A 24920-nucleotide genomic window follows, 5' to 3' on the forward strand; every position below is an offset into this window, starting at 1 on the left:
CGCGGAAGGATTCACCTCCTTGCCCCGTGTTTCCGTCAGGGAGTTCCGGGCCAGGCGTCCCGGGCCGCCACGTCCAGGATCAGCGCGGCGATGTTCCACGCGTCGTCGGCGCCGCTGTGGTGGCGGCCCTCCAGGGGGAGGCCGGCGACCTCCAGGGCCTGGGCCATGCCGGGGCGCTTGCGCAGGCCGTGGGCGGCGGTGAAGGGGATCTTGGCGTTGGTGTGGCGGTGGCCGAAGGGGTACCGGGTGCCGGTCGCCCGGCACTGGCGGGTGAACTGGTTGCGGTCGTAGTCGCCCCAGCTGGCCCAGGGGCGGATGCCCGACTCGTGCTCGGACGCCAGCAGGCGGCAGGCCTCGGCGAAGGACACGCCCGTGTCCACCTCGGCCTGGGTGAGACCGGTCAGCCCGGTGCAGAAGGCGCTGACCGCCGAGCGGGCGGGCCGGACCAGGATCCGGTGGCGGGCGAGCCTTTCGGCCGCGCGCAGGTCGAGCACCGTCAGCCCGATCTCGATGATCTCGCTGACCGCACCCGGGGGCGGCTGGCCGTCCCAGCAGGTCGCCTCGATGTCGATCACGTTGAGGAGGTCGGGGGCGTCGGTGTCCATGGGGGCAGGGTAGGGGCGGCGCGGGATCCGGAGCACCCGGATTTCGGGGCCCCGGGATCGCGCGCCCCCCGGCTTCCGGAGCACCCGGATGCCACGGCCCTGCGCGTCGCGTCTGTGCCGGCCACCGGCACCGGGTCGACGGCACCCCCGTGGGCGGTCAGCAGCCGGAGCCGGTCCCGGGGTACGAGCCCCACATCCAGTTGCAGCTGCTGGGATTGCAGCTCTCGGCATTGCACTCGAACTCGTAGGCCACGGCTCTTCTGTTCGCCTCGGTGTGCGTCGCCCCGATGTAGGACGCGGCCCCGAATCCGAGCGCGCCTGCCAGGGTCAGGGCGGCGACGCGACTGGTGATGATTGTCCGCATTGTCATGAACAGCAGCATAGCCAGGCGGAGTTGGGCTGAACAGGGCAACGCGGACTTCTCACGCCCCCGGCGAGACCCGGCGCCGTGCCCGCAGCAGTTCGGCCAGGCCCCGGCGGGTGGCGGCGATCACCACGCGGTCCTCGGGGCGCAGTACGTACCCGGGGTGCAGATCCCACACCAGGCCGGACGGGGCGTCCGGGCCGGCCGTGGTGGGGGCGGCCAGGTCCGGGCGGCGGTCGCCGGGCGGGGTGGCGTCCAGGGCCAGGACCCGCCAGGCGCCCGCCCGGAACGCCTGCTCCACCGTGTGGCCCTCCAGCTGCCGGTGGCCGGCCACCTCCACCGCCGCGAACAGCATCACCTTGCGCTCGACCGGGATCGCGCCCAGGATCTGCCGGCCCATCATGGCGACCGCGAAGGCCGGGGCGGCCAGATGGGAGACGGAGCGGGAGCGGGTCACGGCCTGGGGGTGGGCGGCGCGCAGGGTGCGGTAGACGGCGGTGGCGAACTCGTCGTCGTACAGCCGCAGCGCCACCCGCAGGTCCGGCTTGACCGAGCGGGCGTAGAGGGCCGCCTCCAGGTTGGTGGTGTCGACGCTGGTCAGGGCGAGCAGGGCGCGGGAGCGCTGGATCTTCGCCGCCTCCAGCACGCCTTCCTGGGTGACGTCGCCGAGGACCACCGGTACGTGCAGCCGGCGGGCGACCGGGATGCCGCGCGCGTCCGGGTCGTCCTCCACGCACACCACGGGGATGCCCAGTTCGCGCAGCCGGACGAGGACCCGGGTGCCGATCTTGCCGAGGCCGAGCAGCACCACATGGCCGGACAGGCCGCGCGGCGGGCGGCGCAGGGAGGAGGCCGTGCGGAGCGAGCCGAAGGCCTCCAGGACACCGGCCACGAGGAGCGGCAGCAGCATCAGACCGGCCACGCCGGACAGGAGTTGGATGATCTGGCGGGCCATCGGGTCGCCGATCGCCGGGTCGCCCATCGCGAACAGGTCGAGCAGGGTGAGGTAGGTGGCGTGCACCGGGTCGTCGCCGGTGGTGATCGTGGAGGCGATGGCGAGGCCCAGCACGGCCAGGCCGACGCCCAGCGCCGACCAGCGCAGCCGCCGCGAGAAGACCTGGCCCAGCGGTGCGCCCCGGCCGCCCATCCGGGGCGGCGGTCCGGCCGGACCGGCCTGGCTGACCGCTTCCAGGACCACCGTGCCCCGGCCCGTGGCGGCGGCCACCTGCCGTTCGTCGGGCAGCAGTTGAGGCCCCTCGTCGCCGCTGCTGTCGGAGCCCTCGGTGCCCGCCGGGTCGTGGGTGGTGGAGGAGAGCAGCGCGAGGGTGCACAGCCCGGGGTCGGCGATCTGGCCGCCCCCGGGCGGGGTGCGTTCGGCGGCGCGCAGCAGCAGGCCCTCCGCCTGGATGACCTTGCTGGAGCCCGTGAGGACGGTGGCCGCGAGGGCGGGGGCGGCGGTGTCGGCGTCGGAGAGGACGGTGGTGGAGGCGTCCAGGGCGGCCCGGTCCAGGCCGGGCGCGGCAACGGCGGCGGCCTGGTCGAGGAGCGTCTCCAGGTGCTGGCCCAGCTTGCGGTTGTAGAGCCGGATGACCAGCCGGAGGCGGGGGTTGAGGCGACGGGCGGTCAGCGCGGCGCGGATGTTGCGCTCGTCGTCGTCGTACACCAGGGCCAGGGCGGCGGCCGACGCGACGCCCGCCTCCTCGAACGCCTCGTCGGACGGCTCCGCCGCCGCCAGGACGCGGACCGGGTCGACCCCGGCGTTGGTGTCGTCCCCCATCGAGTCGGCCCCGCCGCCGCTGCCGCCGTTGCGGTTCATCGCCGACGACATCCGGCCGAACAGCGCGGACGCCAGACCCCGTCCCGTCAGCGGGAGTTCGGGGGCACGGGCGTCGCGGCCGGCCGGCAGGACGAGGGTGACCCGCTCTCCGTACACGTAACGCAGCTCGACGGCGAGCCGGCGGGCCAGTGCGTCGTCGCCGCAGACGACCATGTGTCCGCTGAACGGGGAACGCTGGGGCTGCTGGGGAAGTGGGGGCACATGACCCAGCATGCCTTGCTCCTCTCCTCGGTGGGCGTCCGGTCAGTGGTCTCCGGCCGGACCGGCGGGCGGGGAAGCCGCGTGCCGGGCCTGCGGGTTGGTGAGCACATGGCGCGGGTCGGCCACCCGGACGATCGCCGACTCGACCGCCGCGATCCGGTCCGCGAGCAGCCCCAGCGCGGCGACGGCCCGGGTCATCGGGTCGCCGTCCGGGCCGCCGAGGGCCTGCGTACGGACGTAGGAGGCGGTGATCGCGGACCAGCGCGCGGACTGTTCGGGGGTGAGCCGGCCGCGCAGCGCGGCCAGCTTCAGCAGGTTCGACTCCGCGCCGTTGGTCAGCGTCTGGGCCTCGCCCGTGTAGTGGTCGTCGATGACGTCGGACAGCTCCGCGTCGTTCATCACCGGCACGATCCGTTCGGCGATCTTGTTCATGTTGCGGTACGAGCCCTGGAGCCGGAACGGCGGTTCGGTGCGCGTCGCGTCGGTCTGCGCGGCCGACGCGATGTACGCGGCGTTCACGGCCAGGACGGTGTCGCGGGCGGTCAGCAGATGGCGCAGCACCGCGACGATCCGGTCCACCTCGGCGGGTGTGTACGGGTGCTCCGGCCGGTGCGTGCGCGCCGAGCCGTCGCCGGAGGCCAGCCGTACGAACAGGGCGAGATCCGCGCGGGAGCGCCCCGCGAGCGGTGCCAGCACCGGGTTGGCGGTCAGCGCGTTCTCGACGAAGCTCAGCGCGAAGACGTCCTCGCGGCCGCTCAGCACCTCGCCGAGGTTCCACACGTCGGCCCGGTTGGCGAGCATGTCCGGGATCCGGAACCGCTCGCCCGACTCGGTGTACGGATTGCCGGCCATGCACACCGCGAACCGCTTGCCCCGAAGGTCGTGGCTGCGCGGCTCGCCGTCCCGCACGCCCTCGATCCGGCGGGTGGCGTCGCAGAGCGGGATGAACTTCTGGAGCAGTTCCGGCGAGGTGTGCTGGATGTCGTCGAGGTAGAGGAGCGTGTTGTTGCCGGCCTCCAGCGCGAAGTTGATCTTTTCGATCTCCTGGCGGGCGGTCGCGGTGCGGGCCTGGGCCGGATCGAGCGAGGTCACGTCGTGGCCCAGGTTCGGGCCACTGATCTTGACGAGGACCAGGCCGAGCCGGTCGGCGACGTACTCCATCAGCGTCGTCTTGCCGTAGCCGGGCGGCGACACCAGCAGCAGCAGGCCCTGCGAGTCGGTGCGCCGGTCGGCGTCGGCGGTGCCGAGCTGCTTGGCGAGGCTGTCCCCGATCAGCGGCAGGTACACCTCGTCCAGCAGCCGGTTGCGGACGAACGCCGACATGACGCGCGGCCGGTGGTCGTCCAGCCGCAGCCGGGCCCGCTCGGCGCTCACCAGCGCGGTGCGCCGGCGCTGGTAGGCGCGGAACCCGGGGACGGTCGTGGTGCGGAAGGAGGCGGTACGGGCGAGGAGTTCGTCGATCCGGACGGCCAGCGTGCCCCGCTCGACACGCGGGTGGGTGCCGAGCAGCCCCTCCACCCGCGCGGTCAGCGGCGCCTCGCAGTCGTACCGGCCGAGCACCGGCTCGGGGCAGAGCTCCACGGCCACGGCCTCCGCGAGATCGCCCGCGTCGATGCCGCCGCCGCTCGCGGCGGCGTACGAGGCGAGCCAGCCCTCGACGAGCTGGCGGCGGGCCGGAAGGTCGTCGCCCAGTGCGGCGAGGTCCTCGTCGTACGCCGAAGTCCCGGTGGTGCGGCGGAACTTGTCGAGGAAGGTGCGGACGGTGGCGCTGGTGACGAATCCCTCCGGGCCGCTGGTCAGCTCCTCGAAGAGGTACGCGGCGACGGCGGCCGGGGCCTCGCCCCCGATGACGGACGCCCACTCCTCCTGGAGGGCGTCGACGGCCGGGGCCAGGCCGAAGGTCTCGCGGGCGCGGGCCAGCGAACGGGCCCGCCGGGTCCATGAGGTGCGCCGTGCCTCGTCCGTGCCGTACGCCCAGAAGAGTTGAGCGGTTGCCCGGACGGCGGGCGGACGGCGCAGCAGTCCGGCCCCGGCGTGCAGCCGCAGCAGGGCGGTCAGGATCGCGGTGGCGTCCTCGTCGTGGACGCCGCGCTGATATCCCTCGTCGTACGCTGCGGCGGCCGACTCCCGTACCAGTGTGGCGAGTTGGTCCGCGTCCAGCGCGGCGAGGGTGTCCGCGCCCCGCTCGTCCAGGAGCCGGGCGGCCAGGTGCTCGGCCCGGTAGACCTGCGGGGACTCCGAGGGGAGGGTCTGCTCCCAGTACGGGCGGGTCGCCCCGAACTCCGGGTCGGCGACCGGCGCCCGGTAGTCGGTGCCGGTGAGGGCGAACGCGAGCCGGTCCCCGTGCGGGACGAGCGTCAGATCGAAGGGCTGGGTGTTCACGGCGAACCGGTGCCGGCCCAGCCGGATCGTGGCGCCGCCGTCCGCGTACAGCTCACTGCGGTCCCGCAGCGCCCGCCCGGCCTCCTGGCGGGCGGCCAGCAGCTGCCCGTCGAGCTCCTCGGCCCGTACCGGGTCGCCGAGTTCGCGCAGCTCCTCGGCGGTGCGGCGGATCTTGGCGGCCATCGGGTCGGAGGCCAGGAAGGTGTTCACGGCGTCCAGGTCGTCCAGCGCGGACAGCCGCCGGGAGACCGTCTCCAGGACCCGGGCCGCCGACTGGGCCAGCCGCTCGGCGCGCCGGGCCCGGGCGTCCTGGAGGGTCTGCTTGCGGGCCGAGAACGCCTCGTACACCTCCGTCCGGCGTTCGGCCAGCTCGGCCAGGAAGTCGTCGAACTCCGCGAACCGCGACTCCAGGTTTTCCAGCTGGAGCAGCAGCCTGGAAAGTTGGTCGTCGCAGGCGTCCGGGGTGTCGGCGGCGGCGATCGCGCCGGTGACGGCCTGCCCGAGCAGCGCGAACTCGGCGGCGAACTCGGCGCGGCCCTCGTGGTCGAGGAGTTCGCGGCGGCGGGCTTCGAGAGTGGCGCGGGCCCGGTTGACCCCGCCGAGCACCTCGGCGATCCGCTCCAGGATCGAGGTGCGGACCGTGGTGTCCCCGATGTCGAGACCGGCGACGACCTCGGTGACGGTGCTCAGCCCGTCCGTCATCCCGGTCAGCCGGTCACCGAGCGCCGTCGTGTCCGCGACGGTGGCGAGCCCGGACGCCTCGGCGGTGAGGGCGGCGATGTCCTCGTGGTAGCCGGCGAAGGAGTCGTCCCGGCCGAGGAACGCGACGGCGCGCCGGCCGGCCGATTCGAGGTCGGCGGCGGTCGCGGCGGAGAGTTCTTCGATGCGCCCGGTGTCGGCGTACCGCATCTCGGCGAGCGTCGCCAGGTGGCCGTGGGCACGGCGCAGTTCGGTGAGCTGCTCGACCCAGGCGGCCGCCGAGCGGGGGGCCTCGCCCCGGATGCGGCGGACGAGCGCGGTGAGCCGGTCGGCCGCCTCGTCCAGCGCGTCGGCGGCCTGCCGGGTCTGCTCCCGTACCGTCTCGAACTCGACGACGACCTGCTGGGCGGTGGCCTTCAACTCGGCCAGCGGGGCCGCGAGTTCACCGAGTTCGGCGTCGGTCAGCCAGTGGTAGCGGTCGGTCGCCCGGGTGCAGTCCGCGACCAGCTGTGCGTACACGGCGGCGGTCGGCGTGGTCTCGGCGGCGCTGTGCGCCAGCGCCAGGCAGTCGGAGATCCCGCGCACCAGATCGGCGTTGCCGACCCGGGCGAGCGGGCCGGTTCCGGCGGGGCGGGCGGCCGCGTGGGTGTCGGAGACGTACGGGGTCCGCCAGCGTTGCAGGGGGTGGACCCGGGCCGGTTCACCGCCGGTGGCGGTGGTGCGCAGCAGCACGAGGGTGCCGTCGTCGAGCAGGGCGTGGCCGCGGCCCTGGAGCGGGGTGGCGACCTCCTGCCGGATCAGGTTGTAGGGCAGCAGCAGGCCACGGCCGTCGTCGGGGGAGCGGAAGACGTAGAGGACGTCCTCGCCGTTCGGGGAGCGGATCGCGCCCTCGAAGACCGGGTCGGTGAGCGGCTCGGCGATGTCGAAGGTCTTGGCGGTGCCGGTGGTGAGGTAGTAGCCGCCGGGAAAGATGATTCCCTGGTCCTCCGGCAGCCGGTGGCAGGCCTGTCCGATGCCGTCGAGCCGCAGCACGGAGCCGAGCAGCGTGTTGAAGACCAGGTACCGCCAGGACTCCTCGTTGTACGGGCGCACCCGGAGCAGGACCAGCGGCCCGATCGTGGCGTGCTCGACCTCCGCGTCGGCCAGCGACTGGAGGGGCTCGGCGACCGGCTCCCGGTAGATCCCGTCCGGGGTGTCGGTGTCGTTGACCGTCTTGACGGTGAGGCTGCCGCCGAGGGTGTCGACGTACAGCGCGGCGCCGTCCGGGCCGTCCCCGCCCACCGCGATGTGCGGATGCCGCCCCAGCACGTGCGACTCGCGGCCGGCGGCGGTCCAGGTGAAGTCGTGCGAGGGCGGGAAGACGTGGTCGCGGTCGCCGCGCGCGTCGAGGAACGCGCCGGGCGAGCCGTCCGGGGCGAGTGCCCAGCGCAGCACCCGGATGCCGTCCGCGCTCTCGCCGGTACGGAAGACGGCGAGCAGCTTCCCGTCCACCAGGCGCAGCCGCAGCAGCCGGGCGTCGCGGTAGTAGCGGTGCAGCGCGGTGAACTCGCGTACGAAGTCCTCGTCGGCGATCGGCCCGCCCTGGACCGGCTCCGCCAACGCCGGTCCGTACAGGGCGAGTACGTCGGCCACCTCGGCCGGGTCCGGCGCCCCCGGGCCGCGTTCGAAGCCGAACAGCAGCTGCCCGCCGACGGCCACCAGGTCGCGCGGGACGGCCGGCCGGCCGGTGCGGATCTGCTCGGTGCCGGTGAGCCGGAGTTCGGTCGAGCCGAACTCCTCGGTGCGGCGGGTGTTCAGCTCCTCGGCCCGGCGCGCCAGTTCGGCGGCCCGGTCGCCGAGCCGGCGGCGCAGCACGTCGTACGTTCCCGCGTCCACGGGGCCGCCGGTGGGCGCTGCGGTCGTGGTGTCGGTGTCCATGCGTACGACTCTCCCTGCGAGGTGTTACGGGGCGGTGGTGCGGGGGTGCTGGTGGCGCGCGGGTGTGTCGGGCTGCCGGGTTGCGCGGCCTTTGGCCGCGCTCCGTCCTCAATCGCCGGACGGGCTTGATCTGCTCCACCCGTCCGGCGTTCGCTGTGCGCACTACGCGACCGGCGCGGACCCGTTCCGTGAGACGGGCGCGGCGGAGCCGTCCGCGGCCCCCGCTGTTACGGGGACACCGGCCCCGGTCACCGCGGAGATCGGCTGGTCGGCGATGCCCAGTTCCCTGGCGGCGGTCAGGAGCTGCTGGATCTGACCGGGTGCGACCCCGGCTCCCGGCGCCCGCATCATCCGCATCAGCAGTGCGGACACCGTCAGGTTCTGCACATCGCCGGTGGACACCGAGCCGAGTACCCGGGTCAGGTCGTCGGTGAACGACGAGGTGCCGTTCAGCCACGGAGCCGCGAGGGCCTTCGCGGTGTCCGAGTTCTCCACGAATCCGTCGAAGCTCTTGCCCATCGACACGGCCGAGACCAGCCGGTCGAAGAAGACCGACTCCCCGCCGACGATGTCGATGTCGGCGTTCTCCAGGCCCGTGGCCAGCACCGTGGCCTGTGCCTCGGCGACCTGACGCTGCACGTCGAGGCCGGCCAGCCGGATCTCCTTCTCCGCGGCGAGCCGCAGCCGGTACTCCTCGTGTCCGCGCGAGGCGTCGTCCAGCGCCGCCATCGCGGCCGCCTTCTCGGTGAGGCCCGCCGCCTCGGCCTTCAGCTTCTCGCCGATCATCGCCGCGTCGGCCGTCGCCTGCGCCTGGGTGCCCTCGGCCGCCGCGAGCGCCTTGAGCCTGGCCCCCTCGGCCTCGGCCCTGAGCCGGGCGGACGTGGCCTCGGCCTCGGCGAGACCGGCCTTCTCGATGACATCGGCCTCCGCCTCACGCACCTGGATCTCGGCGAGTCCGGGCGCCGCGGACTCCGCCTGGATGCCCTCGGCCAGCCGCAGCTTCGCCTGGGCGTCCAGGTCCGCGGTCTTCAGCCGGGCCTCGGCGAGCGTCAGCTGCTCGGCGGCCACGTGGGTGGCCGCGGCCTCGGCCGCCTCGGCGGCCTTGATGTCCTTGACCAGCTTCTCCTGGGCCTCCGCCTCGGCGGCGATGATGACCGACCTGCGGGTGCGCTCCGACTCCTCGACGGCCCGCAGCGTCTTGATGGACTCCTCCTGCTCGGCGACCGTGCGGTCCACCGCGATCCGCTCCCGGATCACATCGGCGACGTCGCGGCGCTCGGCCTCGACCTCCTTCGTCGCGGCGATCCGGTCCAGCTCGGTCTGCCGCTCGCGCCCGATGACCTCGATCAGCCGGTCCTTCTCGATGCGCTCGTTCTCCACCGCGATGACCCGCTCACGGTTCTTCTGCGCGACGGCGATCTCCCGCGCCTGGTTCTCCCGCTGGATGCCGAGCTGCTCCTCGGTACGGATGAACGCGGCCTGGGCGCCGAGCCGTTCCTCCTCCTGGACCTTGGCGGTCGCCGCCTCCTCGCGGGCCCGCAGCGTCTCGACCTCGCGGCGCTGCTTGATCTCGGCCTCGGCCTGCCGGCGCTCCAGCTCCAGGATGGTCTCGCGGGCGTCGACGTCCTGCCGGGTGATCTCCTTCTGCTCGGTGCGCTGGAACTCGTTGGTGCGCACGTGCTCGATCGCCGTCAGCTCGGTGATCTTGCGGATGCCCTGCGCGTCCAGGATGTTGGCGCCGTCGAGCTGCGTCATCGGCGTCTGCTCAAGGAAGTCGATCGCCGCGTCGTCGAGGTGGTAGCCGTTCAGGTCGGTACCGATGACCCGGATGATCCGGTCCCGGAACTCCTCGCGCTTGGTGTACAGATCGACGAAGTCCAACTGCTTGCCGACCGTCTTGAGCGCCTCGGCGAACTTCGCGCCGAAGAACTCCTGGATCGCCACCTTGTCGCTGGCCCGCTCCGTGCCGATGGACTGGGCGACCTTGATGACGTCCTCGACGGTCTTGTTGACCCGTACGAAGAAGTTGATGTGGATGTCGGCGCGGATGTTGTCCTGGCAGATCAGGCCCTCGCGCCCGGTGCGGCGGATCTCGATGGTCTTCACCGAGATGTCCATGGTCTCGGCCTTGTGCAGCACCGGCAGGACGACGGCCCCGGTGAAGGTGACGTCGACCTTCTTGGTCTTGGAGATGATCAGCGCCTTGCCCTGCTCGACCTTGCGGAAGAGCCGGCTGACGACGAGGAGCAGGGCTACGGCGATGAGCAGAACGACGGCTACGAGCACACCGAAGCCCAGGGTGATGGCATCCATGACAGTCCTTGCGGCTGGTGAGGAAGGTGGTGAAGGAAGAGGAGGGGTGTGCGGGTCCCGGCAGCGAACGGACCGAAGGCGAAGGGTCCGGAGGCGAGGGGCCCGGCGGCGGGCGGCCTGTCGTACGACGGCGACCCGACGGACGGTCCGGGCCGCCGTCGCCCGGCTGCGTGGCCCGGACGGTCAGCCGGTTCGGCGCGGGGTGCGGCGCGGGGTGCGGCGCGCACCCGTGCGTGGTCGCGGGGCCGGCGGGCCCGGGTCCAGGGCCTTGTCGTAAGGCGAGACCCAGAAGAACTCGCCCTCGTCGTCGTACGCGTACAGAAGGCCCGCACTGCCCGCGGCGAGGACCGGGCCGTCCGCCGGAGCGAGCATCCTGACCTGCACGATCGCGGTGGAGCCGTCGTCCGCGGTGACCTCGGCCTGGCCGAAGTCGGAACTGACGGAACCGGTACGGACCGTGCAGATGCGGCCCAGGAAGTCCTGCCGCGACGGAGGAGGTTCGTCCGGGAAGCCGCGGCGGAAGCAGCGCACCAGGATCCGCAGCACCGACCAGCCGAGCAGCAGCGCCGCGGCGAACACGGCGCAGGCGAGCGCGGCCCGGGTGAGGCCGGTGGTACCGCTGCGGTGCACCAGGACCGTGCCGGTGAGGCTGGTGAACCAGCCGACGACGACCATCACGGACACCGAGACGGTGACCGGCACCCCGCCGATCCCGGCCAGGTCGGTGTCGAGGTCGCCGTCGAAGGAGTGGTGGTCGGCCGCACCGGCCAGCACCAGGAGCCAGAAGAGGACGACGACGGCCAGCGCGGCGCCGAAGAGAACGGCGGGAAAGGCGGTCGCTGCGCTCAGGAACTCCTGCATCCGTCCACCCCTTCTGCTGCCGGGCGGCCGGTGGTGACTCCGGTGCTGCGGCACCGCGTGGCGCGGTGCCGCAGCAGCCGGGTCGTATCCCCCGTGTCCCCCCGTGTTCCCCCGGTTGGTGCTGACCGGATCGTGTCATTCACGGGCATGAGATCGCATTGCCGGAGCCCGGCAATCTTTGCTCTTCCTTGATGCCGGGCACCGGCACCGGGCGGTATGCGTTGGGTGAGTGTCGACGTCGCGACAGAATTGTGAGGAGAACGCGTGCCGGAGCCGGAGATCCCCGATGACCTTCTGGCGGGATATGACCGCATCCTGGCCGATGTGGCCGCCACCGGACGCCGGCTCACCCGGGACGAGCTGGACGACCGCCGGCTGCTGGGCCGGGAGGCCGCCGAGTCCGGATTCCAGCTGCGTGCCCTGGTCGTCCGTCACATAGCGGCCACCCGCACCGCCTGGCCGCTCGCCTCCGCGGCCGACGGGGCGGCCACGGATTCGGTGCTGGCCGCCGTCGAGCAGGCCGTGGACGCCTTCGCGGACGGCTTCGAGCGGGCCCAGCGGATCACGGTGCGGCGCGAGGAGGCGGCCCGGCGCGAGTTCATCGACGATCTGCTGTACGGGCGCAGCGATCTGGGGCGGCTCGCCGAGCGGGCCACCCGGTTCGGTCTGCGGCTCTCGCGCGCGCACGCGGTGGCGGTGGCGACGGGCCCGGAGGCGTACACGGAGACCGACTCCGTGCCGCGCACGGTCGAGGCGGCGCTGCTCGCCCGGTTCGGCGGCCGGAAGATTCTGCTCACGACGAAGGACGGTCGGCTGGTCTGCATCGCCCCCGGCAGCCAGCCCGACGTCCTGCGGTACTTCGCCAAGCAGTCGCACGCGGCGACGGACGGCGGCCGGGTCGCGGTGGGACGCCCGCACCACGGGCCCGGCGGGGTGGTCCACTCCTACGACGAGGCGCTGGACGCGCTGGATCTCGCGGAGCGGCTGGATCTGGACGATCCGGTGCTGTACGCCGCGGATCTGCTGGTCTATCCGGTGCTGACCCGCGACCGGCAGGCGATGGCCGATCTGGTCCGCAGCGAGCTGGGCCCGCTCCAGCAGGCCCGCGGCGGTGCCGAACCCCTGCTGAAGACGCTCGCCGTCTACTTCGACGCGGGCTGTGTGGCCGCGGAGACGGCCCGTCGGCTGTCGCTGAGCGTACGGGCGTTGACCTACCGGCTGGAGCGGATCCATCAGCTGACCGGTTCGGATCCGTCCGACCCGATGCACCGCTACGCCCTGCAGACGGCGGTCATCGGCGCACGGCTGCTGGACTGGCCGGCCAAGGAGGTGTGACCCGGCCGCGGGCAAAGGGCTCGGCCCGGGCAAAGGGCTCGGCCCGGGCAATGGGGCCGGGCCCCGGGGAAGGGGCTCGGCCCGGCCCCGCGTCCGGAGAAAAGGGTGGCCGGGGATGCGCAAAGGGGGAGTAGCGCATCCCCGGCCTGCCGGGCGCCGGCCGGTGGTCAGTCGGCAGCGCTTGTTCCGGCGGTCCGGGACGCCGGACCGGGCGGTGCCGGTCCGGCGAACAGGGTGAGACCTGGGTTCCTTCGTTCGGATCGGGCCGGATCGGGCACCGGGGCCCGCGAGCCCGGCGTGATCCGAACGAGAGGTCCTACAGGTCGAAAACGAGAGGTCCTAGAGGTCGAACTCGTGCGGCGGGAGGTCGAGCGCGAAGCACGCCTCGCGCACGACGGCCTGCTCCGACTTGTCGAAGTCGCCGTCGGCGCCGCCGATGACGATGCCGATCTGGATGACGGCACGGGCCTCGGCGGGCTTCTTCTTCGCCTTGCCGATCTCCTGGAGGACGCTGACCTTGCCGAAGGCGAAGTCGGCGGTGAGCTTGTTCACGTAGTCGTTGAAGCGGCGCTGGAGGTCGTCCGCCGGGAAGTTCTGCAGAACATCGTTGGAGGCGATCAGCGAGGCGACGCGCTGGCGCTCGGACGGGTCGATGGAACCGTCGGCAGCGGCGACAAGGGCGCACATCGCCATGCTCGCGTCGCGGAACGCCCCGCTCTTCAGGTCGTTCTTCTTGGCTTCCAGCTGCGACTGCATCGACGAGGCGGATTCCTTGATCCGATCCCACAGTGCCATGACGTCTCCATACGTTGCTTGCGTTGCGTTGCCGGATGAAATCCAACTCTACAGACGTGTAGAAGTTAGCAGCAGGGGCGGTTGCTGTGTTCCGGAAACGGCGGTAAGTAGGATGCTGCGACGCCGCGGCCGACGCGGCATCGCAGAAGGGCGGACCCCTGATGGACCCGGCCAGGCCCGGCCACCACCCGGACAACGAACCACCAGGCGACGGAGTGCCCGGCCGCGCGGAACCGCTGCCCGGCACGGTGTGCCCCGGCGGTGAACGTTCCGGAGGCCGGCGGCTGCGCAGACGCGGCCAGGGCGAGCTGGAGGCCCAGGTCCTCGCCGTGCTGCACTCGGCGAACGGTCCCGCGACGGCCGGCTGGGTCCAGGAGCACCTCGAAGGCGACCTCGCGTACACCACCGTCATCACGATCCTCTCCCGCCTCTACGAGAAGAAGGCCGTGACCCGGTCCCGCGAGGGCCGTTCCTACACCTGGACGTCCGCCTCCGACGAGGCCGGTCTCGCCGCCCTGCGGATGCGCCGGGTGCTGGACGGCGAACGCGACCGCGACGCCGTGCTCGCCCGCTTCATCTCGGCCCTCTCACCCGGCGACGAGGAACGCCTGCGCGCCCTGCTCGCGCGGGCGGCCGCCCCGGACGACCCGGTCGACCCCCGTGACACGGAAGGCCTGTAGCCCGCCGATGGGTGTCTTCGTCTGTCTGCCGCTCGTACTGCCGCTGACCGCGCTGCCGATCGCGCGCCTGGCCGAACAGCATCTGCACCCCCGCAGCGCGACCCGGCTGCTCGCCGTCGTCGGCGCGCTGCTCGCCCTGTGCAGCACGCTCTGTCTGGGCCTGCTGATGGTGGTGGGCACCGCGCAGCTCCCGGGCAACCCGCTGCCGGACAGCTGGTCGGACCCGGAGGTGCGGGACGCGGTGCCGTACGAGGAGAAGGCGGGCATCGTCGCGATCGGGGCGCTGGTGGCGGTGGTCGTGGCGTGCGGATGGACGGTGCTGCGCCATGTCCGGCTGCGGGTCCGGGCGGGCCGTGCGCTGGCCGCCGCGCCCTCCGTCGTCTCCGACGGCGTCGCACTGCTCCCGGACCCGGAGCCGTACGCCTACGCGCTGCCCGGAAGTCCGGGCCGGGTCGTCGTCTCGACCGCGATGGCCGAGTGTTTGGACGCCCATGAGCGGCGGGCCCTGATCGCCCATGAGCGGGCCCATCTGGCCGGGCGGCACCACCGCTATCTGCTGGCCGCCCAACTCGCGGCGCGCGCCAACCCGTTCCTGCTGCCGCTGCGCACCGCGGTGTCGTTCAGCACCGAGCGGTGGGCGGACGAGGAGGCCGCGTGCGCAATCGGCGACCGGCGGGTGGTGGCGGTCGCGGTCGGCAAGGCGGCGCTGTACTCGCACCGGGCGCCGGACGTCTCGGCGGGCCTCGCGGCCTTCGCGGCCCCGGCCGGCCCCGTGCCGCGGCGGGTGGCGGCGCTGCTCGCCCCGGTGCCGCCGGTCCGGTTGTGGCCGCCGTCGTCCGCGTACGTCGCGCTCGCGGCGCTGGTCGCGGCGGTCGGCACGGCGGCCTCGGCGCTGTCCTCGCTCAACGCGGCCGTGACGCTGGTGGGGATCCTGCGCGCGGCGACCCCGCTATGAGCCGTACGAAGGGGATGGACTCGCCGGCCCGCCGGTAGCCGTCCGTGCTCCCGTCGGGCTCGCACCCCAGGTACGCGCAGAGCCGGCGAGCGAGTCCGGGGTGCCGTGCCGCGTACCGCGCCATCAGCTCGCCGCCCTCCTCGGCCGGTACGAACTGCGCGGTCACCACGTGGAACCGGCGGCCCACCTGCACGGTGGCCTGCGGGGTACGGACCAGGTTCCGGTACCAGTCGGCGCCGGGCCCGAATCCGGACGCGACGGTCCAGCAGTGCCGCTCGTCGGTCACCGTCGACTCGACGACCTCGATCGTGGTGCGCCGGGCGAGGCCGGAGACCCGGCCGGTGTGGACGAGCAGCAGCAACCGCCCCCGGAACAGCGGCCCGAGCCCCATCCGGAAGAGGTGCGACGGGAGCCGGGCGGCCGTGCGCCGCCAGCCGGCCGGCGGCGGTGGGCGGTGCGGTTCGGCGGGGTCCGGGAGCTGAGGCGTCACTATGCAAACGTTGCATAGTCCAAAGGGTTGTGCCAGCGTCCGGTGCCCGTTGCCCGTACCGGGCGCCCAGTTCCCGGAACCGATTCGAGTCCTGTGGACCGGCACGGTACAAAGGGGCATGGCCGCGCGCGAACAGGCACCCGAGGAACGGTCCCCGGACCGGTACAGCGACGATGTCGACGAGGTGACCCGTGCCGTGCTGACGGCCTCCAGGCTGCTCGTCGCCGTCTCGGCCCGCTCGCTGGCCGCGGTCGAGGACCGGGTGACACTGCCCCAGTTCCGGCTCCTGGTAGTGCTTTGCACACATGACGAGGCCAAACTCGTGACGCTCGCCGAACGGCTCGGGGTGAACCCGTCGACCGCGATGCGGATGCTGGACCGGCTGATCGCCGCGGGGCTGGCCGAACGGCGGGTGAACCCCGCCAACCGCCGGGAGACGGTGCTGCGGGTCACCCCGGGGGGCCGCCGGCTGGTCGAGGACGTCACGGCGGGCCGGCGGCGGGAGATCGCGGGGATCGTCGAGCTCCTCGCGCCGGAGCAGCGCGCCGCCCTGGTCGACGCGCTGACCGCGTTCACCGTGGCGGGCGGCGAGCCGTCCGTGCCGGGGGACGGCACGGACGCGTACCCGCTGGGCTGGACCTCCGGCCTGCCCGCCCGCCACGACGACTGAACTCAGAGCCTGTCGGGCGCGAGTTCCTCCTGGGCGGTGGGCGCCGGACGCGCCGCGGGGACCTCGCCGCCGTCCTTGCCGGTGCTGCCGCTCCTGGCGGTGCCGACGTCCTTGCCGGCGCTGCTGCTTTTGGCGGTGCCGCTGCCCTTGCCGGCTCCGCCGTCCCGGCCGCGCCACGCCTGGATCTTCGCCACGACCGGCTGGGTCCAGCGGGCGGTGAGCGGTCCGACGATGACGAGGATGAGGACGTACGCGGTGGCGATGGGCCCGATCCGGGGCTCGGTCGCCACGGCCAGGCCGGCGATGACGATGGAGAACTCGCCGCGGGCGACGAGCGTGCCACCGGCCCGCCACCGCCCGCGCGAACCGATTCCGGCCCGTCGGGCCGCGTACCACCCGGTGGCGATCTTGGTGAGTACGGTGACGACCGCCAGCAGCGCCGCGGGGAGCAGCACCGGCGGGATCTCGGCCGGGTTGGTGGAGAGCCCGAAGAACACGAAGAAGACGGCGGCGAACAGGTCCCGCAGCGGCGTCAGCAGCTTGCGCGCGCCCTCGGCGACCTCGCCCGAGAGCGCGATCCCGACCAGGAACGCGCCGACGGCCGCGGACACCTGCAACTCCTGTGCCACCCCGGCCACCAGGACGGTCAGCCCGAGGACCACCAGGAGCAGCATCTCGGGGTTGTCGGAGGACACGGCCCGGCTGATCAGCCGGCCGTGCCGAAGCGCCAGATAGAGCACGAACCCGACGGTGCCGAGCGCGATGAGCAGGGCGATGCTGCCCCCGGCGAGGCCGACGCCCGCGAGCATCGCGGTGAGCAGCGGCAGATAGACGGCCATCGACAGGTCCTCGATGACCAGGACACCGAGGATGACGGGGGTCTCCCGGTTGCCCAGCCGCCCCAGGTCGGTGAGCACCTTCGCGATGACCCCGGACGAGGAGATCCAGGTGACCCCGGCCAGCGCGACCGCGCCCACCGGCCCCCAGCCGAGCAGCAGCGCCGCCACGGCTCCCGGGGTCGCGTTGAGCACGAAGTCCACGGCCCCGGAGGGGTATTGAGTCTTGAGGCTGGTCACCAGCTCCGAGGCGCTGTACTCCAGGCCGAGCAGGAGCAGGAGCAGGATGACGCCGATCTCGGCGCCGACGGCGGTGAACTCCTCGCTGGCCCCGAGCGGAAGCAGCCCGCCCTCGCCGAACGCCAGGCCCGCCAGCAGATACAGCGGGATCGGCGAGAGTCCTATCCGCCCGGCGAACCGTCCGATGAGCCCGAGGCCCAGAATGACGGAGCCGAGCTCCACCAGCAGTGCGGTCGTGTCGTGCACGGTCAGCCCTCCGCGATGATCTCGGAGAGCGTGTCGACGCCCTCGCGCGTACCGACGGCGACCAGGGTGTCGCCGATTGCCAGCCGGAAGTCCGGCCCCGGGGACGGATGCGCACTGTGCGTCCGCAGCACCGCCACGATCGAGGCCCCCGTCCGGGTCCGGGCCTTCGTGTCCCCGAGCAGCCGCCCGCCGTACGGCGAGCGCGTACCGAGCGGGATGTGCTCGGTCACCAGGTCGATGCCCTCGGTGCGGACCGCGTCGATGGGCGCGGAGTCGATGAGGTGCGCGAGGCCGGTGGCCTCCTGCGGTGTCAGGGGTACCGAGAGCAGGCACGAATCAGGGTCGTCCTGGTCGTAGAAGCCGATGAACCGCCGTCCGTCGTGGTGCACCACGACGGAGATGTGCTGTCCCGACTCGGTCGTGTAGTCGTACTGCACACCGACTCCGGGCAGCGTGGTGCGGTGGGTTCCCATGGCTTCCTCCCGAGTGTGCGGCGGCTCTTGACGCACTTGGTGATCTCTTTATTCGCCCATTACCTTATCCGGAGGGTTGCTCCGTCCCGGGGCGTGGGCTTCCGGGCTCGGGGCGCGAGCCCGGTTCTCGTCGCCCGCTCCACGAAGAAGCCCCGGGCCACCGGCCCGGGGCTTCTTCGTCCAGCCCTCGCTGGAGAGCCGTCGCACGAGTGGACGGCAGGGGTGGACGGCGCCGTCAGGAGATGCGGATGTCCGTCCAGTTCGTGGCCTTGCCGGCCTGTGAGCGGTTGTCGAAGCCGCCGCGGCCGTTGCCCCGGTTCAGCCAGGCGCGGCCGGTCCTGTCGAGCGAGATCAGGTCGGCCCGGCCGTCACCGGACAGGTCGAGCCCGCCGACCACGTCCTTGTAGGAGGTGCCCCAGTCCTTGAAGACCAGCGACCGGGGCTTGAAGGCGCCGGTGCCGGTTCCTCGGAAGCGCCACAGCTCGTTCGACGCGTCGAGGGCCAGCAGGTCGTTCTTGCCGTCGCCGTCGAGGTCCCCGGCGGCGATCAGCCTCTTGTAGCCGCCGAAGCCCGACCCGGCGAGCGAGCGGGCCTTGAAGCCGCCCGCGCCGTTGTTCGCGTACACGTACAGCTTCCCGGTCGAGGCGGACCGGGTCAGCAGGTCGGCCCGGCCGTCGCCCGTCACGTCACCGGGCGAGACGACCGCGTTGTACCCGTTCCAGTCCGAGGAGACCTTGACGCGGAACGACTGCTGGTCGGGCAGCCCACCGCAGACCGTCGGGTAGACGAAGGCCTCGCCCTTCGGCTGGCGGACGAACACGTCGTTGCAGCGGTCGCCGTCGAGGTCACCGTACGGGAGCACGAGCGTGCCGCTCGGCCAGCTGCTCGCGCGCTTGCCCGCGGACAGCTTCGTCGCGGTGCCCGCGTACACCTTCAGTCCGGTGCGGTCCCGGCCGAACAGGTCGGACTTGCCGTCGTCCGTGTAGTCGCCCCACTCGGGCAGCGCGCGGCTGGTCGTGGTGGCCTGCTGGACGCCGTCCAGGACGATGCTGTTCGTGTCGGTCAGCCTGTACTCGTCCCACAGCACGACGGGCCGGCCGAGTGCGTCGGCAGCCACCTGGGGTGCCCCCGTGGACCGCGCGCTCGTCGGGCTCAGCCGCCGCGCGGCAGACCAGGTGCCGCCCTTGAAGACGGCGGCCATCGTGTACTCCTCGCCCGAGTAGCCCTCCCGCCAGGTGACCGTGACCGTGGCGCCCGAGGTGGCGGCCGCGTCGACCGCGCGCACCTTCTTGTGCGTGGAGAAGGGCTGTGTGTACGGCTGCCAGGCGCCGGTGGCCGCCGAGCGCACCGCGTACCAGGGGCCGGTCGCGTAGCCGGGCCCGCCGGCGACGAAGAGGTCGCCGTTGGGCAGGTGGACGGGCGCCGACATCCCGTACGTGCTGCCGTGGTCGGCGGCGGACCGAGGGGTGCTCCACCGGGTGGCGCCGGCCGGACGGCGCGTGTGCATGAGGTGCGCGTCGTCGTCGTAGAACACGTCGAAGCCGCCCCGCGGGTCGGCGAACACCTTCGGGCGCGCCAGGTCCACGCCCGGGACCGGGAAGTCCTCGACCGCGGTCCAGGCGGACGCGCCCGGGGCCTTCTCCAGGGCGACGACGGCCTTGCTCGACTGCCACTGCCACACCAGCAGGGCGGTGCCGTCCTTGGCCATCGCCAGGTCCATGGCGGAAATGTCCCGGCTGCCGGACGGCGGCTGTTCGTTGAGGTCGGCCGGAGCGCTCCACGCGGCCTGTGGGCCGGACTTCCCGGCGGTCTTCACCACGCCGGAGACCGACCACACGGCGACCAGCCGCCCGTCGGGGGCCGCCGCCAGGTGGTGGTAGCCCTTCTCGGGGACCGGGGTGACGTACTCGGGCGCGGAGAAGGCGGTCGCGCCGGGCGCGAGGGTGGCCACCTTCAGCCAGTAGTTGTTGTGGTCGTCGGCGCGCTCGGCCCGCCAGGCCAGGCGCACCGTGCCGTCGCCGAGCGGGACCAGCTCGGTGTTGTACCCGCCGGCGTCCGGCCAGGTCTGCGGGGCGAGCCAACGGGTGCTGCCGGCGGGCCGGATCCGGGTGGAACGGGAGAGCCCGTCGCCGGTGAGGGAGACGAGGGCGCCGTTCCCGGCCGGCTCCAGGACGTTCAGCCCGCCCGACGCGGAGGCGGGGGCGGGGTTCGGGGTGTGCGCGGTGCGGGTGCCCCACGGCCCCGGCGCACGCGTCTCGACGGCGGCCGCGGCGGTGGTGCCGGTGGGCGCGCCCGCGGCGGCGGCGGGGTGCGCGGCGGCCGGGGCCGCGGCCGCCAGGGCGAGGACGGGAGTGAGCGCGATGCCGAGCACCACGCGGTACGGCGAAGTCATGGGAATGCCCCCCCGGGCAGGCGTATCCGGTGGCACGTCGGCCCGGGGGCACATTGGCACGGATTCGCTGAATTGTTCGACCAAATCAGGCGCAGCGTATATCAGCCAAGATCGGCCCGTGCGGGGGGATCCACTGCCATTGCCCGGAGGGATTCGGCCGACGTGCGCGGCACCGGCGGAGCCTCGTCCGTACCGGCGGGGTCTCGATCGGACCACTCGGGCCGACGATCGGCCGATCCGAACGAAACCGTCCGGTGCCCCGCCGCGCCGCGCCGCATCGGGCACCCGGCACCCCCGGATGGTCACCGGTGTCGCCGGACAGGCGTCGGACACCGACAGGGACAACGGTGAAGCCGGCTGATGTGTCCCCGTGGAACCGGTCAGCCGCGCGTCGCGACGGTGTAGACGTACAGGGCGATCACACCGGCGACGCAGGCGAGGATCACCCATGAGCTGAAACTGGTGTGCTTCCCACGGCCTTTGGGCCGCGCGGCCCTGCCGGCCCGCTTGGTTCCCTTGGGCCGCCCCCGTCTGGACTCCTTGGACTGTCCGGACGCCGCTCGTCCCGGCGCGCTCGGCGCCACATCGGCAGCCGCCTCGGAGAGCAGGCGGCGGCAGGTCGCGGCGAGCGCGCCCGTCCCGGCGGAGAGGGGCACCACGGCCTCCAGGCGCGCCGGAGCGGTGGTGCCGCCGTCCAGAATGCGCCCTACGCGTATGAGGGTTTCGTCCCGGCCGCCCGTCGGAGCGAGGCTGATCCACCGCCGTACGTGCTCACCCCGGATGACCACACCGCCGGACCGTTCCCGGTACACGGTGTGCTCCCGCCACAACAGCTTCGCCAACTCTCCGGCGATGTCCCTCAGTTGTGCGCTCACGGCCCTTCCCCCTCCACCTGCGGTGAATCGAACAAACATCGCACTTTAACGGCAGGTGCAGAGTGGAGGGCCAGGAGGCATGAATATCGCCCCGCTTCCGCCGCGCGACATTCCGCCGTCCCACGTAGTCAAAGGGGTATGCACGGGGATCGCGGAACGAGAGAGCAGGCGGGGGCCGAGTGAAATCAGCACAGGAGGATCAGTACCTGGAGTTCGTGGCCGCGAGGGCCAAGGCGCTGTACCGGTCGGCGTACGTCCTCGCGGCCGGTGACACACATCTTGCCGAGGACCTGGTCCAGGAGACCCTCAGCCGGGTGTACGTGCACTGGAAGCGGGTGGCCAGGGCGGACAGCCCGGCGGCCTACGCCCAGACGGTCCTTGTCCGTACCTCCCTCACCCTGCGGCGCCGGCGCAGCACCGGAGAGCGCCCCACCGGGAACATGCCCGACAGCGCGGCGGCCGGCCCGGACGCCGCACTGCGGCTCACTCTGCTGGACGCGCTCGGTCAACTCCCTCCCCGGGACCGGGCGGTGCTGCTGCTGCGCTACTGGGAGGACCGCAGCATCGAGGAGACCGCCCGGATGCTCAAGCTGAGCAGCAGCGCGGTCCGCTCCCAGGGCACCCGGGCACTCGGCAGGGTGCGTGCGTTGCTCGGCGACAGCCTGTCCGACCTGGTCCCGCGCTGAACAGCGGTGCACACCGGTCGGACCCGTCGCAGAACCCCCGTCAGTGACAGAGAAGGTGACGCCAGCATGCCGTTCGAAGCAGACCTCGCACACGCCCTGGACCGCACGACCGACTCCCTCGAACCCGATCTCACCACGCTCACGAAGCGGGCTGTCGAGCGCGGTCGGAGCCGCAGCCGTCGTCGGCGTGGTGCCGGTGTCGTCGCCGGGGTCGGCGCCTGTGCCGTGATCACGGCAGCGGGCCTGGTGCTTCCCGGTGTGCTCGCCGGGGCGCGCTCAGCGGGATCCGACATGGAAACGGTGGCGCTGGCGATGCCCCGTTCGGCGATCACCGACACCCAGATGATCGACGCGGTGAAGAAGACGTTCCCCGGGAGCCGGTTCGGCCGGGAGCACGGACAGAGCAACGACCCCTCGGATCCGGACGGTGGATGGGTCGCCAACGGCGAGGTGGAGGTCAACGACGGGCACGGCGTCGCCGCTGTCGGTGTCTCGGCCCTGCGGCTCAAGCTGCCGTTCAGGGACGGCGACGGGCTGAGCTGCGACAACATGGCCGGGCGTGGCGACGCCGGTGAGACCTGCGAGCTGAGCGAGCTGCCGAGCAGCGCCGCGCTTCCCGGCGGAGCCCTGGTGGTGACGGAGGAGATCGCGGAACGCCGGCCGATGGGTGCCGCCCCCGTCCCCGAGTCCGGGATCGCGCACCGCTGGACGACGACGGTGACCCTGAAGTCGACCGGTGCCCAGCTTCAGATGGTGCAGTGGAACACCGCCGGTGACTTCGGTGACGGAAACACCCCGAAGCCGACCCGTGACACCCCCCCGCTCTCCCAGGAGCAGACGGTGGCCGCGCTCACCGGCCCCGCCTGGGCCCCGATCCTCGGCGCCGTCGGCTGACCCGTCGCCCTGCCGGAAATGGAGGCAGGACCCCGGACCCCCGTGCCCTGCCGCGTCGGCAGGGCGCGGGGGTTCTGGTCGGTGCCCTGGCCGGGCGGGCGCAGCCCGCCGAGCCGTTACCCCATCACGTCAGCCGTTCGGACCACACGATCTTGTGGATGGAGTCCTCGGTGAGGGCCGGCATCGAGCAAGCGGGCGATGAACGGCCGTGACAGGCCCAGGAGTTCAGCGGTCTCAGTGGGTGACAACTGCACCTCGGACGCCAGGACCGTAACCGCGTGTCCACGGGCCGGCTCACCCGCCGAGGCCAGAAGAACGCGGACCAGTTCCCCCGGCGGTATCAGTTCGCCGCCATCCGGGGTGCGTCAGGCTCCGTAGCTCGCGGAGGGCCTTTGGGGGAGGGTCAAGTCGCCCCGGGGCGGGTTGTTTTGGGTAGGCAGGGCGGGTTGGGGTGGTGATTTCCGATTGTGGCGCAGGGGGTCGATTTCATGCGGTACCGTGATCGCATCATCACGCTCCGTGTGCTCCTGCGCATGGGGCGGCCCCCGGGGGTGTTACGAGCACCGCACCGAGGGCCTTCACCGCGAGTGGAAAGAAGTCCACCGGGATGCTTTGGCATGTTATCGCGCCCTCTCGGCGCTACACGAAGGCTTCGCACGATGTCGTGCGCCATCCGCGTCTGGACAGTGACGCGAAGGTTCTCCTCCTGTACGTACAGGGGCTCCCCGAAGGCCAGGCCGGCAAGGCGCTCAGCGAGCACGCGAAGAAGCTCAGGATCACCGGCAGGGCTTACCAGCGGGCCAAGAGGCAGTTGATCGCGGGCGGGTACGTGCACGAGTGGAAGCGGCAGGGGGAGTACGGGTTCTGGGTGACCGACCAGCTCTTCGCCAATGTCCCCCTCACGGACGAGGAAGCCGGAGTGCTGCGGGAGTCCTGGGTGGGCGTCGTCGTCGACGACCGTCCGGGTGCGCAGGATCCGGCCGTCGGTGAGCCGAGGGGTCGGGTGGTCGGTGGCTGTGAACCGGTGGATGAAGAACTGGGGGAGAACTACTCCCACCCGCCCACCGAAGAGCCCGAAGCGTCTGCGGAGCCCGAAGCGTCCACGGAGGGCGAAGCATCCGGTGCGCCCGGTGCGCCCGGTGCGCCCGGAGCGTGTGGTGAGCCTGAGCCCGTTGAAGTCGGGGAAGGGCAACGGGTGTTGCTCTCGTTGCGGCATGCGAATCCGCAGCTGCATCTCGGTGTCCGGGAAGCGCGGGGGCTGGCCGACGTCGCTGCCGAGTGGATTCGGCGTGGTGTGAGTGCTGCGGACCTGCGGCGGGTGCTGACCAGTGGGCTGCCCAAGGACGGTGTGCGGTCCGCCGTCGGGTTCGTGCGTCACCGGCTCGTGGAGAAGCTTCCGGCGCCGGTGGCTGCCCCGCCGCCATCCGTCGCGCCGTCGCCCGTACGGGAGTTCGTGGTCTGCGAGGGGGCGGGGGAGGAGCACGTCTTCCGTCCGGTCGCGGACGAGGCCCGGTGCGGGCCGTGTGCCCGTGAGGAGAACCGGGCCTACTGGGCGGCCCGGCGGATCGAAGCGGAGAACGAACCCGATCCGCTGCCGTGGCGGGAGCGGATCGCGGCGATCAACGAGGGAGAGCGGAGGCGGGAGCGAGGGGCGGAAGCGGGTCCGGCCGGGGTTCTCGTCGCCGTGTCCGCCCGCGGGAGCGCCCGCGATGCGGGGAAGGGGTCGTAAGCTCACGGTCACCGGCGGAAGGGACACGCGATGGCGGGCTTTCGGGATCTGAGGTTCAGGGCGGTGACGTCGCTCCAGCGGCACGTCGTCAATCCACTCGCCAGACGCAGCCCGGGACAGATCCTGCTGGAGACGACGGGCCGGACCTCCGGCCGGCCGCGCCGTACCCCGGTCGGCGGGCGGCGCACGGGTCAGGAGTTCTGGCTGGTCTCGGAGTTCGGGGAGAAGTCGCAGTACGTCCGCAACATCCTGGCCGACCCGCGGGTCCGGGTCCGTATCGCGGGCCGCTGGTACGACGGGGTCGCGCACCCGCTGCCCCAGGACGACGCCCGCGCCCGGCTCCGGACGCTGCCGCGCTACAACAGCGCCGTCGTGCGGGTGATGGGCACCGACCTGCTGACCGTGCGGGTGGATCTCGCGGACTGACGGGTCCGGACACGGGCGT

20 protein-coding genes are annotated in these 24920 nt (G+C 72.7%); 8 read left to right on the plus strand and 12 right to left on the minus strand.

Going from position 1 to position 24920, the window contains the following annotated elements; all coding sequences use genetic code 11:
• Positions 1-35: 35 nt before the first annotated feature.
• From ACGF8B_RS02155 to ACGF8B_RS02180, 6 genes are all read right to left on the minus strand, one after another.
• Positions 36-605: an exonuclease domain-containing protein gene (locus ACGF8B_RS02155; RefSeq protein ID WP_392733929.1), complete on the minus strand. Its 570-nt coding sequence runs from the start codon at positions 603-605 to the stop codon at positions 36-38.
• A gap of 157 nt (positions 606-762) precedes the next feature.
• A complete protein-coding gene (locus tag ACGF8B_RS02160; RefSeq protein WP_392733931.1) occupies positions 763-975 on the minus strand; it encodes a hypothetical protein in 213 nt (70 codons plus the stop codon).
• 52 nt (positions 976-1027) lie between these two features.
• Positions 1028-3019 (minus strand): potassium channel family protein, encoded by a 1992-nt coding sequence (locus tag ACGF8B_RS02165; protein WP_392733933.1) that lies wholly within the window; start codon positions 3017-3019, stop codon positions 1028-1030.
• A gap of 30 nt (positions 3020-3049) precedes the next feature.
• Positions 3050-8005: a DNA repair ATPase gene (locus tag ACGF8B_RS02170; protein WP_392733935.1), complete on the minus strand. Its 4956-nt coding sequence runs from the start codon at positions 8003-8005 to the stop codon at positions 3050-3052.
• 162 nt (positions 8006-8167) lie between these two features.
• Positions 8168-10318 carry a flotillin family protein gene (locus tag ACGF8B_RS02175; RefSeq protein ID WP_392733936.1) on the minus strand — a complete coding sequence of 717 codons (2151 nt, stop codon included), beginning with the start codon at positions 10316-10318 and terminating at the stop codon, positions 8168-8170.
• A 183-nt stretch (positions 10319-10501) separates the two neighbouring features.
• Entirely contained in the window at positions 10502-11179 is a 678-nt protein-coding gene (locus ACGF8B_RS02180) for a hypothetical protein (RefSeq protein ID WP_392733937.1), read from the minus strand.
• Positions 11180-11443: 264 nt separating this feature from the next.
• Here ACGF8B_RS02180 and ACGF8B_RS02185 point away from each other — a divergent pair, with 264 nt between their 5' ends.
• Positions 11444-12514, plus strand: a complete 1071-nt coding sequence (locus tag ACGF8B_RS02185) for a PucR family transcriptional regulator (protein ID WP_392733939.1) — start codon at positions 11444-11446, stop codon at positions 12512-12514.
• Between the two features lie 339 nt (positions 12515-12853).
• Here the strand turns inward: ACGF8B_RS02185 and ACGF8B_RS02190 are convergent, their stop codons facing one another.
• The gene (locus tag ACGF8B_RS02190; protein ID WP_388584009.1) at positions 12854-13309 is read right to left on the minus strand and encodes a tellurite resistance TerB family protein; all 456 of its coding nucleotides are present in this window, start codon (positions 13307-13309) and stop codon (positions 12854-12856) included.
• 161 nt (positions 13310-13470) lie between these two features.
• Here ACGF8B_RS02190 and ACGF8B_RS02195 point away from each other — a divergent pair, with 161 nt between their 5' ends.
• Both ACGF8B_RS02195 and ACGF8B_RS02200 read left to right on the plus strand, forming a co-directional pair.
• On the plus strand, positions 13471-13989 hold the full coding sequence (locus ACGF8B_RS02195; RefSeq protein ID WP_392733941.1) for a BlaI/MecI/CopY family transcriptional regulator: 519 nt from the start codon (positions 13471-13473) through the stop codon (positions 13987-13989).
• A gap of 7 nt (positions 13990-13996) precedes the next feature.
• Complete coding sequence (locus ACGF8B_RS02200) at positions 13997-14944, plus strand: M56 family metallopeptidase (protein WP_392733943.1); 948 nt, start codon at positions 13997-13999, stop codon at positions 14942-14944.
• Here ACGF8B_RS02200 and ACGF8B_RS02205 read toward each other — a convergent pair.
• Positions 14892-15434, minus strand: a complete 543-nt coding sequence (locus ACGF8B_RS02205; RefSeq protein ID WP_392733945.1) for a nitroreductase family deazaflavin-dependent oxidoreductase — start codon at positions 15432-15434, stop codon at positions 14892-14894. The genes ACGF8B_RS02200 and ACGF8B_RS02205 overlap by 53 nt on opposite strands.
• Before the next feature lie 118 nt (positions 15435-15552).
• On the opposite strand from ACGF8B_RS02205, the gene ACGF8B_RS02210 reads away from it, so the two are divergent.
• Positions 15553-16104, plus strand: a complete 552-nt coding sequence (locus ACGF8B_RS02210; protein ID WP_392733947.1) for a MarR family winged helix-turn-helix transcriptional regulator — start codon at positions 15553-15555, stop codon at positions 16102-16104.
• 2 nt (positions 16105-16106) lie between these two features.
• On the opposite strand, the gene ACGF8B_RS02215 is transcribed toward ACGF8B_RS02210, so the two are convergent.
• The 4 genes from ACGF8B_RS02215 to ACGF8B_RS02230 form a co-directional block, all read right to left on the minus strand.
• On the minus strand, positions 16107-17426 hold the full coding sequence (locus tag ACGF8B_RS02215; protein WP_392733948.1) for a cation:proton antiporter: 1320 nt from the start codon (positions 17424-17426) through the stop codon (positions 16107-16109).
• 2 nt (positions 17427-17428) lie between these two features.
• Positions 17429-17899 (minus strand): TrkA C-terminal domain-containing protein, encoded by a 471-nt coding sequence (locus tag ACGF8B_RS02220; protein ID WP_342282571.1) that lies wholly within the window; start codon positions 17897-17899, stop codon positions 17429-17431.
• 235 nt (positions 17900-18134) lie between these two features.
• The gene (locus ACGF8B_RS02225) at positions 18135-20291 is read right to left on the minus strand and encodes an FG-GAP repeat domain-containing protein (RefSeq protein ID WP_392733950.1); all 2157 of its coding nucleotides are present in this window, start codon (positions 20289-20291) and stop codon (positions 18135-18137) included.
• 380 nt (positions 20292-20671) lie between these two features.
• Positions 20672-21166 carry a hypothetical protein gene (locus ACGF8B_RS02230; protein ID WP_392733952.1) on the minus strand — a complete coding sequence of 165 codons (495 nt, stop codon included), beginning with the start codon at positions 21164-21166 and terminating at the stop codon, positions 20672-20674.
• A 179-nt stretch (positions 21167-21345) separates the two neighbouring features.
• On the opposite strand from ACGF8B_RS02230, the gene ACGF8B_RS02235 reads away from it, so the two are divergent.
• The 4 genes from ACGF8B_RS02235 to ACGF8B_RS02250 all read left to right on the plus strand — a co-directional run bounded on the left by ACGF8B_RS02235 (position 21346) and on the right by ACGF8B_RS02250 (position 24901).
• Entirely contained in the window at positions 21346-21852 is a 507-nt protein-coding gene (locus ACGF8B_RS02235; protein WP_392733953.1) for a SigE family RNA polymerase sigma factor, read from the plus strand.
• Between the two features lie 66 nt (positions 21853-21918).
• Positions 21919-22746: a hypothetical protein gene (locus ACGF8B_RS02240; RefSeq protein WP_392733955.1), complete on the plus strand. Its 828-nt coding sequence runs from the start codon at positions 21919-21921 to the stop codon at positions 22744-22746.
• A 607-nt stretch (positions 22747-23353) separates the two neighbouring features.
• Positions 23354-24475 (plus strand): hypothetical protein, encoded by a 1122-nt coding sequence (locus ACGF8B_RS02245; RefSeq protein ID WP_392733956.1) that lies wholly within the window; start codon positions 23354-23356, stop codon positions 24473-24475.
• Positions 24476-24505: 30 nt separating this feature from the next.
• A complete protein-coding gene (locus tag ACGF8B_RS02250) occupies positions 24506-24901 on the plus strand; it encodes a nitroreductase/quinone reductase family protein (RefSeq protein WP_392733957.1) in 396 nt (131 codons plus the stop codon).
• Positions 24902-24920 lie beyond the last annotated feature (19 nt).

Origin of the sequence: Streptomyces sp. NPDC047917 (assembly GCF_043204345.1) — a bacterium.
Taxonomy (GTDB): Bacteria; Actinomycetota; Actinomycetes; order Streptomycetales; family Streptomycetaceae; genus Streptomyces; species Streptomyces sanglieri.